The sequence below is a fragment of the Mesorhizobium loti genome, from assembly GCF_003148495.1.
Taxonomy (GTDB): domain Bacteria; phylum Pseudomonadota; class Alphaproteobacteria; order Rhizobiales; family Rhizobiaceae; genus Mesorhizobium; species Mesorhizobium loti.
Window position 1 is genome coordinate 342,715 of record NZ_QGGH01000005.1, and the last position, 12,640, is coordinate 355,354.

16 protein-coding genes are annotated in these 12,640 nt (G+C 64.0%); 7 read left to right on the forward strand and 9 right to left on the reverse strand.

Translation table 11 applies throughout. The features are described 5' to 3' along the window. Positions 1-40 precede the first annotated feature (40 nt). The 6 genes from C8D77_RS21435 to C8D77_RS21460 all read left to right on the forward strand — a co-directional run bounded on the left by C8D77_RS21435 (position 41) and on the right by C8D77_RS21460 (position 3,141). A complete protein-coding gene (locus C8D77_RS21435) occupies positions 41-637 on the forward strand; it encodes an NADPH-dependent FMN reductase (protein ID WP_109667499.1) in 597 nt (198 codons plus the stop codon). After that, on the forward strand, positions 634-1,332 hold the full coding sequence (gene pyrF / locus C8D77_RS21440) for an orotidine-5'-phosphate decarboxylase (protein ID WP_109667501.1): 699 nt from the start codon (positions 634-636) through the stop codon (positions 1,330-1,332). The genes C8D77_RS21435 and pyrF overlap by 4 nt, the downstream gene beginning before the upstream one ends. 31 nt (positions 1,333-1,363) lie before the next feature. Further along, the gene (locus C8D77_RS21445; RefSeq protein ID WP_023762651.1) at positions 1,364-1,651 is read left to right on the forward strand and encodes a DUF1330 domain-containing protein; all 288 of its coding nucleotides are present in this window, start codon (positions 1,364-1,366) and stop codon (positions 1,649-1,651) included. Between the two features lie 272 nt (positions 1,652-1,923). Next, positions 1,924-2,244: an ArsR/SmtB family transcription factor gene (locus C8D77_RS21450; RefSeq protein WP_109667504.1), complete on the forward strand. Its 321-nt coding sequence runs from the start codon at positions 1,924-1,926 to the stop codon at positions 2,242-2,244. Then, positions 2,241-2,708, forward strand: coding sequence for an SRPBCC family protein (locus C8D77_RS21455; RefSeq protein ID WP_109667506.1), 468 nt, complete (start codon positions 2,241-2,243; stop codon positions 2,706-2,708). Before C8D77_RS21450 ends, C8D77_RS21455 begins: the two co-directional genes overlap by 4 nt. Before the next feature lie 16 nt (positions 2,709-2,724). Further along, entirely contained in the window at positions 2,725-3,141 is a 417-nt protein-coding gene (locus tag C8D77_RS21460) for a GFA family protein (protein WP_109667509.1), read from the forward strand. A 24-nt stretch (positions 3,142-3,165) separates the two neighbouring features. Here C8D77_RS21460 and C8D77_RS21465 read toward each other — a convergent pair whose 3' ends face one another. The 9 genes from C8D77_RS21465 to C8D77_RS37655 form a co-directional block, all read right to left on the reverse strand. Continuing rightward, positions 3,166-4,428, reverse strand: coding sequence for a low temperature requirement protein A (locus C8D77_RS21465; protein ID WP_206438768.1), 1,263 nt, complete (start codon positions 4,426-4,428; stop codon positions 3,166-3,168). Positions 4,429-4,495: 67 nt separating this feature from the next. Next, positions 4,496-5,563: a D-alanine--D-alanine ligase family protein gene (locus tag C8D77_RS21470; RefSeq protein ID WP_109667515.1), complete on the reverse strand. Its 1,068-nt coding sequence runs from the start codon at positions 5,561-5,563 to the stop codon at positions 4,496-4,498. Between the two features lie 129 nt (positions 5,564-5,692). Further along, positions 5,693-6,574, reverse strand: a complete 882-nt coding sequence (locus tag C8D77_RS21475) for an SMP-30/gluconolactonase/LRE family protein (protein WP_109667518.1) — start codon at positions 6,572-6,574, stop codon at positions 5,693-5,695. Next, complete coding sequence (locus C8D77_RS21480; protein ID WP_109667521.1) at positions 6,574-7,212, reverse strand: 2-dehydro-3-deoxy-6-phosphogalactonate aldolase; 639 nt, start codon at positions 7,210-7,212, stop codon at positions 6,574-6,576. The genes C8D77_RS21475 and C8D77_RS21480 overlap by 1 nt, the downstream gene beginning before the upstream one ends. Further along, on the reverse strand, positions 7,209-8,168 hold the full coding sequence (locus C8D77_RS21485) for a 2-dehydro-3-deoxygalactonokinase (protein ID WP_109667524.1): 960 nt from the start codon (positions 8,166-8,168) through the stop codon (positions 7,209-7,211). Before C8D77_RS21485 ends, C8D77_RS21480 begins: the two co-directional genes overlap by 4 nt. Further along, a complete protein-coding gene (locus C8D77_RS21490; protein WP_109667526.1) occupies positions 8,165-8,932 on the reverse strand; it encodes an SDR family NAD(P)-dependent oxidoreductase in 768 nt (255 codons plus the stop codon). Before C8D77_RS21490 ends, C8D77_RS21485 begins: the two co-directional genes overlap by 4 nt. Positions 8,933-9,202: 270 nt before the next feature. Continuing rightward, positions 9,203-10,552 (reverse strand): putative bifunctional diguanylate cyclase/phosphodiesterase, encoded by a 1,350-nt coding sequence (locus C8D77_RS21495; RefSeq protein WP_109667529.1) that lies wholly within the window; start codon positions 10,550-10,552, stop codon positions 9,203-9,205. Between the two features lie 184 nt (positions 10,553-10,736). Continuing rightward, on the reverse strand, positions 10,737-11,135 hold the full coding sequence (locus C8D77_RS21500) for a GtrA family protein (RefSeq protein WP_109667532.1): 399 nt from the start codon (positions 11,133-11,135) through the stop codon (positions 10,737-10,739). Further along, positions 11,132-11,278 (reverse strand): hypothetical protein, encoded by a 147-nt coding sequence (locus C8D77_RS37655; protein WP_170136780.1) that lies wholly within the window; start codon positions 11,276-11,278, stop codon positions 11,132-11,134. The genes C8D77_RS21500 and C8D77_RS37655 overlap by 4 nt, the downstream gene beginning before the upstream one ends. Before the next feature lie 250 nt (positions 11,279-11,528). Here C8D77_RS37655 and gshB point away from each other — a divergent pair, with 250 nt between their 5' ends. After that, complete coding sequence (gene gshB, locus C8D77_RS21510) at positions 11,529-12,470, forward strand: glutathione synthase (RefSeq protein ID WP_109667539.1); 942 nt, start codon at positions 11,529-11,531, stop codon at positions 12,468-12,470. Positions 12,471-12,640: the final 170 nt, after the last annotated feature.

A 12,640-nucleotide genomic window follows, 5' to 3' on the forward strand; every position in this document is an offset into this window, starting at 1 on the left:
GCGGGCCTTGGCTGTACCTGTCCGGGAACAAGGGTGGCCAATGGCAGTGATCCCGAAAATCCTCGTCTTCGCCGGCTCGGTGCGCAGCGGCGCCTACAGCGGCAGGACCGCCGACGTGGCGCAGAAGGAACTTGCCATGCAAGGCGCCGAGGTGACCCGCATCTCGCTCGCCGACTATCCCTTGCCGATCCTCGACGAGGATCTGGAAAAGGAAAAGGGCGTTCCCGAAAACGCCCAGAAACTCGGCCGTCTGGTGATCGCCCATGACGGGCTGCTGATCGCCACGCCCGAATATAACGGCTCCATCCCGCCCCTGCTCAAGAACACGATCGACTGGGTGAGCCGGGTGCGCAGGGATGGTGGCCGCACGGTCAGGCCGCTTGCCGGCAAGGTCGCCGGCCTCTGCTCATCCTCCAACGGGCACTTTGCCGGCATCCGTTGCATCAACCATCTGCGCGCCGTCCTGGTGCGCTGCCAGATGGAGGTGGTGACGCCGGAATGCTCGGTGCCAGAGGGCGGCGACGCCTTCGACGAGGACGGCCATTTCCGCGACGAAAGACTGCACAAATCGATGGAGCACCTATGCCGCACGCTGATCGAAACCTCGCGCATGCTGTCCACCCGGATCGAGGCATGATCGCCGATAGCATGCGCGACCGGCTCATCGTCGGCCTCGACGTGCCGACCGTGAAGCAAGCCGAGCAGGCGGTGCGCGAACTCGAAGGCGTCGTCTCCTTCTACAAGATCGGCTACCAGCTTGCCTTCGCCGGCGGGCTCGATTTCGCCAGGGAACTGGCCAGCGGCGGAACCAAGGTCTTCCTCGACATGAAGCTGCTCGACATCGACCACACGGTGGCCAAGGGGGTCGAGAACATCGTCAAGATGGGTATGACCATGCTGACCATCCACGCCTATCCAAAGGCGATGGCGGCGGCGGTGGAAGCAGCGCGCGGCAGTGACCTTTGCCTGCTTGCCGTCAGCGTGCTGACCTCGATGGACGAACAGGACGTGATCGACGCGGGCTATGAATATGACCCGCACACACTGGTGCTGCGGCGCTCGGAACAGGCGCTGCATGCCGGCATGGGCGGCATCGTCTGCTCGGCCGAGGAAGCGGAAGCGGTACGCCGCATCGCCGGGCCCGACCTGGCAGTGGTGACACCGGGCATCCGGCCCACAGGCAGCGACCATGGCGACCAGAAGCGCGTGGTGACGCCGGGCCAGGCGATCCGCAACGGCTCCAGCCACCTCGTCGTCGGCCGGCCGATCGTTGCTGCGGCCAACAAACGGGAGGCGGCCGAAGCCATCCTCGACGAGATGCGCTCGGCCTGACGTTTCAAGATAGAGAGTTCGGAGACAAGACATGCCCAAGGGATACTGGATCGCTCGTGTCGATGTGCGCGACGCCGAAGGCTACAAGGACTATGTCGCCGCTGCCAAGCCTGCCTTCGAGCGCTTCGGCGCGAAATTCCTGGCGCGCGGCGGCGAACATGAAAAGGCCGAAGGGCCCGGCCGCGCACGCAATGTCATCATCGAGTTCGAATCGCTCGCCGCCGCCCACGATTGCTACCACTCGCCGGAGTACCAGCGCGCCGTCGCCATCCGCCAGAAGGTCGCCGACGGCGAAATCGTGCTGGTCGAAGGCGCCTGAGGGTCCACCGAACCATAAATCCGAAAAGTGGTATCCGGTTTTCGCCGGAGATCACGCTCAAGATAAAGCCCGGCGGCGCTTCCACCGAACCCCCGTAAGCTCACTTCCCGTATCCAGTCGCCGTTGCGAAGCCTTGCCGATGCGCGGCTTGTCGAACGATCTACTGCCAGTCCCAACAGCCTTCGCTTGAGCCATTGCAGCGACTGGGGGACCTGCTGGTTGACATGCAGGTATTTACCTGCATATTATGGCCTCACATCAGAGTGAAGCCGATGGACGCCGACAAGGTTTTCAAAGCGCTGGGCGACCCGACACGCAGAAGGCTGCTTGACCTTCTGTGTGAGCAGAACGGGCAGACGCTCGGTCAGCTTTGCGAAAACCTGGACATGGCAAGGCAATCCGCCACCCAGCACCTCGACCTGTTGGAGGCGGCCAATCTGGTGAGCACGGTCAAGCGTGGCCGCGAAAAGCTGCATTTCATCAACCCGGTGCCGCTGCACGAAGTCTACGAGCGCTGGGTGCGCAAATTCGAACGGGAGCGGCTCAGCCTGCTGCACGACCTGAAACAAGAACTCGAAGGAGACGACCAATGACCACCAGAGAGACGACCAGTTTTGTCTACGTGACCTACATCCGCTCGACGCCAGACAAAGTGTTCGAGGCCATAACCAGGCCCGATATCGCACGGCGCTATTGGGGCCACGAGAACGTCTCCGACTGGAAGCCGGGATCGAAGTGGGAACATATCCGCGCCAATGATGAGCGCACCGTCCAGATCGTCGGCAAGGTCGTCGAGGTCTCGCCGCCAACCCGTCTCGTCATGACCTGGGCAAGCCCTTCGCAGGCCGCCGATCCGGCAAGCTACAGCCGCGTGACCTTCGGCATCGAGGAATACGACGCCATGGTCCGGCTGACCGTCACCCATGACGAACTCGAAGCCGGCTCCGGCATGGCAAAAGGCATCAGCCAGGGGTGGCCGGTTGTGCTGTCCAGCCTGAAGTCCTTGCTGGAAACCGGCAGCGGCATCAACGTTTTCGCCAAGCCGAAATCGGCCTGACCCAGGAGGACCGACAATGACCAAACGCTATATAGGCGGCTGCGCATGTGGAGCCATTCGCTATGGGACGAGCGGCGAGCCTATCTTCCAGAACCATTGCCAATGCCTGGATTGCCAGAAGCGCGCCGGTACCGGCCACGGATCCTACCTGACCTTTGGCCGGCGCGCCGATATGGCAATTACGGGCGAGGCGAGCACCTGGCGGGTGGCCGGCGACAGCGGCAACGAGAAGATCCACGCCTTCTGTCCGACCTGCGGAGCGCCGGTCTTCCTGACATTCGCCGCCATGCCGGAGCTGATCGCGGTCCACGCCACCAGCCTTGACGACCCCAGCGTTTTCGAGCCGCAGGTGGTCACCTACACGATCCGCGGCCATGGCTGGGATACGATCGATCGCTCGCTGCAGGCATTCGAGCGAATGCCACACGGATAAATGCTCGAGCAAACCCGCGGTCGGCTAATGCCGTGTCGAGTGCTCGTCGCTGGCGAGTGCTTCCGCCTGGTGGCGGTGCCCGAGCATTTCGTAGCCGACGATGGTGACGGCCGGCGCCAGCATCAGGATGATCAGGCAGATGGCCATATCGACGCCGGCGAGCGCTGCGAGAATGGCAAGGGCCACGACCGCCGCGGTCGCGAGCAGCAGCCAGATGTGGAACGGATCGAAGCGCTGAACGAGATAGGTGTAGAGCGCATAGACCGCCGCCAGGAAGACGGCGACAGGAACAGCGGTGGCGAGCAGTGTCGCAAGCGGGCCGATATGCGCCTTGTGCTCGATGAAATAGGCCGCGACGTGCAGCCCGGCGCCGGTCGCGACGATTGCCGCGACAACCAGCATCTGCCCGTAACCCCAGACGAAGGCGCGATTGCGGTGGGCATGCAGGATCGGCGCTGAGGGCAGCATGTAGTAGACCCACCACATGCCGAAGGTGAGCCCGGTGCCGGCGATGCAGACCAGTGCCGCATCCACGGTCCAGCCCTGTTCCTCGACCACGGCGGACAGGGTGGCGAGGGTGCCGACGACCCCCTCACCCAAAGCGATGATGGCAAACAGGCTGTAGCGCTCGGCCATATGGTGCGCATGCCAGGGCGTGCCGCCATCCTTGCCTTCCGCGATCACCGGCCCCGCCATTTCGATCAGCCCGAGAATGACGGCGAGGATGATGCTGGTGCCGACCGGGAAATCGACGATGATCTGCACCACCCAGCCGATCTGAGCGACCGCAATTGCCGTGGCGTAGGTCAGGCAGGCGCGACGTCGGACAGGGTCCTGCCTGAAGGCACGCAGCCACTGGAAGATCATCGCCACCCGCATGATGACATAGCCCAGCACCATCACCGAATTGTTGAGGTGCTCGCCGTGCTCGATGGAAGCGAACATGCGTGGCAGGCCGAGCGCCAGCACCAGCACCCCGATCATCTGCACCATGGTGACGAGCCGGAAAATCCAGTCGTCGGTGTCATAGGCGGAAGAGAACCAGGAGAAATTGATCCAGGCCCAGCAAATGGCAAAGCTGGCGAACGCGAAGCCGAGCAAGGCCGCCGAGTAATGGCCTTCGGCCAGCGCATGGGCGAGTTGCGATGAGGCAAAGCTGAACGCCGTCACGAAGGTCAGGTCGAACAGAAGCTCGAGCGGCGTCGCGACACGATGCACCTCATGCGGATCGCGCCCGGCCATGCGCCTGACATGATGGTGGAGGGCTTCGACTGATGTTGTGTTCATCGCGCGGCCTTTGCTAGGGAGCGTTGGCCGACACTAGAGGCAGGGCGAAAGCCGTCAAGGCACGCAGCTATCGGTTGACGCCGATCAGCCGGCTCGCCGCGGTTTCGGCCATGGCATCGGCCAGCTCGAGGCCCCATTGCTGGCGGCAGTAGGCGCGGAAATCGAAGCAAGGCAGGCCGGGGCAAACCTCGAACTCGATGAGGTGGACGGTGTCGTCGGCCTCGACCCTGAGATCGATGGAAAACACGTCGCGCAGGCCGAGCCCGCCCATCAGCCGCTCGGCGATCGCGCGGATCCCGGCGTCGGCGACCGGCTGGCTGTCGGCAACCGCAACGAGTTCCGGTTCGGCATAATGTCCCGCCGCTTTCGCGACCTCGCCGGTGTCGCCGTAGAGCGCCAGGCTGTCCGCCATGGTCTGGAAATCGGCGCCTGAATCGACAAAGGCCACGCCAAGCGCTTCGACCCCGGCGCCCGGCACCAGGCCGAGGAAACTGGCGCGCACGTTGCGGCCGGCGACATAGGGCTGGACGACGACATCATCGCGATAGGCCGAAAACACGCGCCGGCTGAGCTCCAAAGCGTGACCGAGATCGCTACAGCGCGAATCCGCCCAGATGCCGATCTTGGCGCCAAGCCGGTTGGGCTTGACGAACCAGCCGGCGGCAGAGGCAGGCGGCTCGACCAGCCATTGGCCATCGCGCGCAAGACCGGCCTGCGGCACCGGCAGGCCGAGTGCGCCAAGCACGGCGCCGGAGCGGAACTTGTCCTGGCAGAGCGCGAACAGCGCATCGTCGGCGCCGATCGTCTTGAAGCCGCCCAGTCGCGCCAAAGCGGGTGCCGCGCCGCCCCGGAAATAGGCAATGCCGTCGGTCAGCGTCCAGACCAGTGTTGTGCTGGGATGCTCACCGGCGAGGACGCTTGCGGCGTCGTCCAGTGCCACAGGTGTGAACGACAGGCCGCGTGCCTGGCAGGCGCGGCCAAGCGCATCGAATTCAGGAGCGAGATCGGTCGACTGTGCCAGATAGGACGCGATTTCGGCGGCACGCTCCGGCGCATGACCGTCGGCGACCAGACGGTCGAAACAAGCCTTTTCCGGCTCATGGACGAGGATCAGTCTTGGCTTGTGGCTCGACATGAAATGAACGATTCCCGGCAGTGCGATTGCCTACCATCGCATGGTGAAGGCAATCGGCTCTCGCGAAACCGACACGGCGCGGGCGCTTGCGTGACAGCACCGGCGTCGAATCAGAAAGTCTGGCCTTGTTCAGGCGATCAGCACGTGCGGCTCGAAGCGGCCGTTGACGGGAATGTCGAGCAGAAATGTCATGCCGCCCTGCAGATCCAGCAGGCGCTGCTTCTCATCCTTGCCCGACCAGGCTGAGGTGACCGCCAGCCGGTCGGCCTTGGCGCCGACAAAGGCCGGGCAGGATGGCTGCGTCACCGGCATGGCGACCGTGCGGACGAGCTTGCCGTCGGGTCCATAGGCTTCGATGACGCTGCCGCCCCAGACGGCGTTCCACAGGATGCCGTCGCGGTCGAGCACGGACCCATCGATATAGCCCTTGGCCGAGCGGTGATCGACGAACACCTTCGGCTCACCGGCAGGCAGGCCGGTCGCCGGATCGCAGGCGACGCGCATCAGCAGCCCGGTCGAGGTGTCGGTGTAATAAGCGATCGTGCCATCTTCGGAAAAACAGATCGAGTTCGACACGGTGATGTCCGAAAACAGGCGGCGCAGTTCGCCCTTGAAAAACCAGTAGATCGAACCGGCGCCCTTTTCCTCCTTCTTGCCCATCGTGCCCATCCACAGGGCACCGCAGGGATGGACCCGGGAATCGTTGGAGCGCGTGACCGGATTGTCGGCCTCGACAGGCGTGTGCAGCGTCAGTTTGCCGGTCGCGACATCGCGGACATAAAGGCCGGTCTCGGCAGCGATCAGCTGGCGCTTCTCGTCGATGACAGCGATCGCGCTCGCCATTTGGCCGAGCTCATGGACTGTGGTCGCGCCGCCGGACAGCTGCTTTTCCAGAAGCTGGCTGTTGACGATGTCGAACCAGAACAGCGTATCGGTGGTGGGATCGTAGCTCGGCCCTTCGCCGAGCTGGCAGACGTGATCGGAAAAAACCGAAACGATCGCTTCGCTCATCATGCTTCTCCGAACACCGCATCCCAGGCCGTGACGGCGGCGAGTGCACGCGCCGCCACCTCGTCGACGCTCATGCCGGGCTTGAACAGGCTGGAGCCAAGCCCGAAGGCCGTCACGCCGGCGGCCTTGTAGCCGGCAAAATCTTTTTCGGAGACGCCACCGACGGCGCCGACCACTGTTTGCGCCGGCAACACCGCGCGCATCGCGGAAATGCCGGCAGCACCCAGCACGCTCGCCGGGAAGAATTTGAGGGCCGAGGCACCAAGCTTGATCGCCAGGAAGGCCTCGGTCGGCGTGAGCACGCCGGGCATCGTCACCATGCCGTAGTGCATCGCACGCGCCATCACCTCGGCATCGATGTTGGGGCTGACCAGCAGCAGCCCGCCGGCCTTGTGCAAACCATCGACATCGGCTGGCGTCAGCACCGTGCCGGCGCCGACCAGGGCTGTTTTCGGAAGCACTTCCACAATCCCAGCGATCGACGAAAACGGCTCCGGTGAGTTCAGCGGCACTTCGATCGCCTCGATGCCGGCATCGAACAGTGCCTGGCCGATAGCGATCGCTTCACTCGGCTTGAGGCCACGCAGGATGGCGACCAGCCCGCGCTTGAGCTTGGGGAAAGGTGCGGTCTGGCTCATCGGGCTGCTCCAATTCTGGCGATCATGCCGTTCTCGCGCGCCGCCTCGACGAGGCCGGCACGCACCGCCTCATCGGCGTCAACGGTCCGAACCTCAAACCCCGCAAGACCAAGTGCGGCCTGGTAGAGCGCGGCCAGCGCGCCGGAGGCAACCAGCACGACAGGTTCCGCACCGGCGCCGTGACGGCGGCTGGCCGAGGCGATCTCGCCACCGATCAGAAGGCCGGACAGGCAGGCTGCGGCATCGTCGGCTTTCAGGTCCTGCAGCAGGCCGGCGGCGCGGATGGAAAACAGCCGCGAGGTGACATCGCCGCCTTCGCCCAATGCGGTTTCGCACCAGCGGCGGAAGAACGGATTGTCCGATGTGACCGGCTTGGGGTGCTCGCCGAGCGAATGGCGCAGGATCGAATGCGCGGCAAGCACCGAGAACAGCTCGCCGGTCGGCCAGGTGCCGAAGCCGACAACGGCGCCGTCCTCGACCAGCACCCATTTCGAATGGGTGCCGGGCATGCAGACCAGCTGGCGTCCCCTGGCCGGCAGGCCAGCGCCAGCGAGCTGGGTTTCCTCGCCGCGCATGACGTCGGGCGCATCGGCCAAGCGCTGGGCAAGGCCCGGAACGATGCGGATGTCGCGGCTTTGCCCAGGCACCTTGGCAGCACCGCCGAGAATGGCACTGAGTGGCGCCGGCACGGTGACATAGGGCGCCTCCAGCCAGCCCTGTCGGGAACCGGCCATGCCGCAGATGATGACGGGCAGCGCTTCCGGTGCTCCCATCGCCGCCAGATGCCCTTCGAGAATGGTTGCAAAACCCTTCTGTTGCGCGGTGATCAGGCCATCATCGCCGCGGCGTTCGGCCAGCATCTTGCCTTGCCCGTCGATCAGCCAGACCCGCATGCGGGTTGTGCCCCAGTCGACAGCGGCTACCGCCGGCGCGTTGCTGGCAAACCCTGGGCTCACAGGAAACCTCCATCGACGATCAGCATCTGCGCGGTCAGCATGCGCGAGGCGTCCGAGGCGAGGAACAGCACGGTGCCGACGATGTCGTCCGGTTGCATCACCTGCTTGATGCATTGCTTGGCGACATGGGCGGCAAGCGCCTGTTCGGTCACCCAGAGCTCCTTCTGCCGCTCGGTGATCACCCAGCCGGGCGCAATGGCGTTGACGCGGATGCCGTCCACGCCGAGCTTGCCGGCCAGCCCCTTGGTCAGACCTAGGATGCCGGCCTTGGCGGCGGTGTAGGACGGCATGTCGGGGTGGTTGATGAGATAGGATGTCGAGGTGAAGTTGATGATCGAGCCGCCGCCGGCCCGCTTCATGCCCGGCGCCACCGCTTGCGCGGTGAAGAAGTGCGGCCGCAGATTGATCGCCTGGTTGTTGTCCCAGAACTCCACCGTCACGTCCTCGACGGCGTGGCGCTCGTCCCAAGCGGCATTGTTGATCAGCACGGTGACATCGCCATGCGCCTCGGCGGCCTTCGCGGCGGATGCCCGCAAGGCCTCGATGTCGCGCAGGTCGGTCTTGAGATAGAGCGGCCGCTTGCCGAATTCTTTTTCGATGCGGTCGGCGAGTATCGTGCTCGGGCCGTCGGCGATGTCGACGAAGGCGACATTGGCGCCCTGGCGCACAAACCCCTCGGTCAGTGCCGCGCCAATTCCGGAGCCGCCGCCGGTGATCAGCACCGAGGCTCCTTCGAGGTCGGCAAAATGCGCCGATGGCATCATCGTTCTTGTCTCCCAGCGCATGACCCCGAAAATCGGATCGATTTTCGGAAAGGGATCATGCGCAAAATGTAAATTGCTACAGCGTCCTTTGCACGTCCAAGAGGACGCGCGGCGCTGTAGTCGTGACCGGCGCGCATCCTAGCCACGCAAGGCGCGCGGGCAAGGGCGAACCGTCGAATTTCAGGGCTTATGTCAGACAAAACGACAATGCGCCGCACCGGGTGCGCACAGCGGCACCGTCGGGATTGCGGACCGCGGGGGAATCGCCGGTCAGATCGCCTTGGCGCGCAAGGCGCCGCGGAAGGAATCGCGGAGATAGCCGAGCGTGGCGTCGGCGTCGACCGGCTTGCCGAACAGATAGCCTTGCCCGCCGGCGCAGCCGAATTGGACCAGGCGGTCGGCCTGCGCTTCCTGCTCGATGCCTTCGGCGACGACGTCCATGCCAAGCCCCTCGCACATGGCGAGAATGGCGCGGATGATGTGTTCGGACGGCCTGTCATCGAGAATGGAGGAGACGAAGGCGCGGTCGATCTTGAGCTTGTCGAAATGGAATTCGCGCAGACGGCCGAGCGAGGACTGGCCGGTGCCGAAATCGTCGAGCGAAACGCGGATGCCGACGCGGCGCAGATCCTCGACGATCTGCGCGGCCGAAGCCGGGTCGTTCATCAGGCCGGTCTCGGTGATCTCGATCTCCAGCCGGCGCGGATCGAAGCCGGTGCGGTCGAGGATCGCCAGTATGTGCAGGCCGGTGTTCTGGTCGACGAGCTGCGAGGGCGACAGGTTGAACGACAGGAACAGGTCCTTCGGCCAGCTTCTGGCGGCTTCGGTCGCCTTGCGCAGTACCAGCTGCGACAGCGGGCCGATGATGCCGCGCTCCTCGGCGATGGGAATGAAGACCGTGGGCGGCACCGAGCCAAGGTCGCGATCGGTCCACCGCGCCAGCGTCTCGAAGCCGATGGTGCGGCGCGTGTTGAGGTCGACGATCGGCTGGAAATGCGGCTCCACCTCGCCGGCCGAGACGGCGCGACGCAGCGCCTGTTCGATGCGGGTGACGCGCTTGGCCGCTTCTTCCATCTCGCGGGTGTAGACAACGACACGGCCACGGCCGGAACGCTTGGCATGGTAGAGCGCCGTCTCTGCCTTGTTGATGAGGATCTCGGTGGTCTCGTCGCCGGAATAGAACAGCGAGCAGCCGACCGAGGCCGAAAGCCTGGCGGTGCGTTCGCCGACATCATAGGGCGCCGACAGTATCTCGATCAGCATGCGGGACTTTTCGGCCGCTGCATCCTCGCTGAACACCAGGGGATAGAGAAAGGCGAACTCGTCGGCGCCGATGCGGCAGACCGTTGAGTGGCCGTCCATCGAGGCGCGCAACCGCATGGCGACCTGGATCAGGATGTCGTCGCCGGCCTTGTGGCCGAACAAATCGTTGATCGGCTTGAAGCCGTCGAGGTCGAGAATACCGACGGTAAAGGGTGCGGGATCGTCGGCACGGTCGCTGATCAGGCGATCGACCTTGTCGAAGAAGCGGCGATGGTTGCCAAGCCCGGTCAACGGATCTGTGAATGCCAGATCCGTGCTCTCCCTGTTTGCCTGACCGGTGCCAAACGAAGTTTGCATCGGTGTCCCTGTTTTGTGACGTCGGAATTTATTTCGAGACTGGCAGCAAACCCTTTAGGAAACGTATCGCGAAATCGATTTTTCGCGGCTAAGCGGCGTCATGTGCACGGGGACCGATACGAGGCTCGGCGCGGGTCGGCGACAGTCCCTCCACAAGGCGAAAAAACGACGCGCAAAAAACGCGCTAGCCGCGCGTCGGAAACACCCATAGCAACGACATGACGTAGCTCACCGCGCCTGCGGCAACCGTCGTCAGCGCCGACATGGCGAGCGCTGACAAGCCGAAACGCGTGACCGCCAGGTGCGACACCAGACCCGAAAACAGAGCGCATCCGAGCTGCAGCGCAAGATAGCGCGGCATGGCGCTGACGTGATCGTGCTGGCCGCCGAATGTCCAGCCGCGCTGTGCGCTATAGGCAACAACAACGGCAATCGCATAGGCGACGACACTACCGATGAAGGGCGAAAGGCCCAGCGACACCAGAAGCCACGACAGAACGAAGAACAGCAATGCGGCGCCGACGCCGACCGTCAGGAATCGGAACAGGCGTGTCTGGACAAAGGTCGGCAATGCTTCGCTCATGCGTCGCGCGCCGGCAGCTGGTTGGCCGGCAAGTCATTGGCCGGTAGGTCATCGACCAGTAAGTCATCGTTGGGGCATGGCATCAGGGTTGTGAGTTCGAGCTGTCTGGTTGCGGCGGCGCGGATGGCGGTGACGGCGTTCATGGTCGTTGTTCCATCGAGTGCCCGGGGCTGCATCAACACTGCCGGGCGCATTCGGGGCTTACCTTTGCACGGCTAGGCTTAAGAAAGCGATGACGCGCTGTTCGCCTTGTTTCCAGATGGCCGGGGCAGATCGGACGCTGGCTCGGGTTTGCGACTTCTGATGCCAATCTTCAAAATGTCGCGATTGGCAGACGGGCAGTGAGCCTGTACAGGCAAGACAGTCGCCCATCCGAGCCGCCGGAGACCCGCCATGAAGCTGAAAATCGCCGTCCAGATGGACCACATCTCCACCGTGTCGATCGCCGGCGACACCTCGTTCGCGCTGTCGCTGGAGGCGCAGCGGCGCGGCCATCAGCTGTTCCACTACACGCCCGACCGGCTGTCGTTGCGCGACGGCAAGGTGTTTGCCCGCATCGAGGAGATGCAGGTGCGCGACGAGAAGGGAGCCCATTATTCGCTGGGCGAGCAGGTACGCACCGATCTCGCGGAAATGGACGTCGTCCTGCTGCGCCAGGATCCGCCCTTCGACATGAACTACATCACCACCACGCACATCCTGGAGCGCATCCATCCGGGGACATTGGTGGTCAACGACCCGGCCTGGGTGCGCAACAGCCCGGAAAAGATCTTCGTCACCGAGTTTTCCGACCTGATGCCGGACACGCTGATCACCAAGGATCCACTCGAAGTTGCCGCCTTCCGCAAGGAGTTCGGCGACATCATCGTCAAGCCGCTCTACGGCAATGGCGGCGCCGGCATCTTCCATCTGCACGAGGCCGACCGCAACCTTGCCTCGCTGTTGGAAATGTTCGGCCAGATGTTCCGCGAACCCTATATCGTGCAGCGCTACCTCAAGGACGTGCGCAAGGGCGACAAGCGCATCATCCTGATCGACGGCGAGCCGGTCGGCGCCATCAACCGGGTGCCGGCCGAGCATGATTCCCGCTCCAACATGCATGTCGGCGGCCGCGCCGAAAAAACCGAACTAACGGAACGCGAGCGCGAGATCTGCGCCCGCATCGGACCGTCGCTGAAGGAGCGCGGCTTCATCCTCGTCGGCATCGACGTCATCGGCGACTATATGACCGAGATCAACGTGACCTCGCCGACCGGCGTGCGCGAGGTCAAGCGCTTCGGTGGCGCAGACATCGCCAGCCTGTTCTGGGACGCGGTCGAGGACAAGCGGAAGTGACCGTTTTCATTTTGTCTTAACCATGTTCCGCTTTTGCAACCGAGCTCTATTCGGCTGCAACCTACACGCTCACGTGTTCCTGTAATGTTCTTGATTTGATCAAGGAATTGTGATTGTCTCCTCGAGGGCCGTTCCTGGCCCGATCGCACGGGCTGGGGCCAGCCTAAATT

What these genes read in the sequence shown, in the direction of transcription:
- C8D77_RS21435 (WP_109667499.1), top strand. Translation starts at nt 41, where the DNA reads ATGGCAGTGATCCCGAAAATCCTCGTCTTCGCCGGCTCGGTGCGCAGC.
- pyrF (WP_109667501.1), top strand. Translation starts at nt 634, where the DNA reads ATGATCGCCGATAGCATGCGCGACCGGCTCATCGTCGGCCTCGACGTG.
- C8D77_RS21445 (WP_023762651.1), top strand. Translation starts at nt 1,364, where the DNA reads ATGCCCAAGGGATACTGGATCGCTCGTGTCGATGTGCGCGACGCCGAA.
- C8D77_RS21450 (WP_109667504.1), top strand. Translation starts at nt 1,924, where the DNA reads ATGGACGCCGACAAGGTTTTCAAAGCGCTGGGCGACCCGACACGCAGA.
- C8D77_RS21455 (WP_109667506.1), top strand. Translation starts at nt 2,241, where the DNA reads ATGACCACCAGAGAGACGACCAGTTTTGTCTACGTGACCTACATCCGC.
- C8D77_RS21460 (WP_109667509.1), top strand. Translation starts at nt 2,725, where the DNA reads ATGACCAAACGCTATATAGGCGGCTGCGCATGTGGAGCCATTCGCTAT.
- C8D77_RS21465 (WP_206438768.1), bottom strand. Translation starts at nt 4,428, where the DNA reads ATGAACACAACATCAGTCGAAGCCCTCCACCATCATGTCAGGCGCATG.
- C8D77_RS21470 (WP_109667515.1), bottom strand. Translation starts at nt 5,563, where the DNA reads ATGTCGAGCCACAAGCCAAGACTGATCCTCGTCCATGAGCCGGAAAAG.
- C8D77_RS21475 (WP_109667518.1), bottom strand. Translation starts at nt 6,574, where the DNA reads ATGAGCGAAGCGATCGTTTCGGTTTTTTCCGATCACGTCTGCCAGCTC.
- C8D77_RS21480 (WP_109667521.1), bottom strand. Translation starts at nt 7,212, where the DNA reads ATGAGCCAGACCGCACCTTTCCCCAAGCTCAAGCGCGGGCTGGTCGCC.
- C8D77_RS21490 (WP_109667526.1), bottom strand. Translation starts at nt 8,932, where the DNA reads ATGATGCCATCGGCGCATTTTGCCGACCTCGAAGGAGCCTCGGTGCTG.
- C8D77_RS21495 (WP_109667529.1), bottom strand. Translation starts at nt 10,552, where the DNA reads ATGCAAACTTCGTTTGGCACCGGTCAGGCAAACAGGGAGAGCACGGAT.
- C8D77_RS21500 (WP_109667532.1), bottom strand. Translation starts at nt 11,135, where the DNA reads ATGAGCGAAGCATTGCCGACCTTTGTCCAGACACGCCTGTTCCGATTC.
- C8D77_RS37655 (WP_170136780.1), bottom strand. Translation starts at nt 11,278, where the DNA reads ATGAACGCCGTCACCGCCATCCGCGCCGCCGCAACCAGACAGCTCGAA.
- gshB (WP_109667539.1), top strand. Translation starts at nt 11,529, where the DNA reads ATGAAGCTGAAAATCGCCGTCCAGATGGACCACATCTCCACCGTGTCG.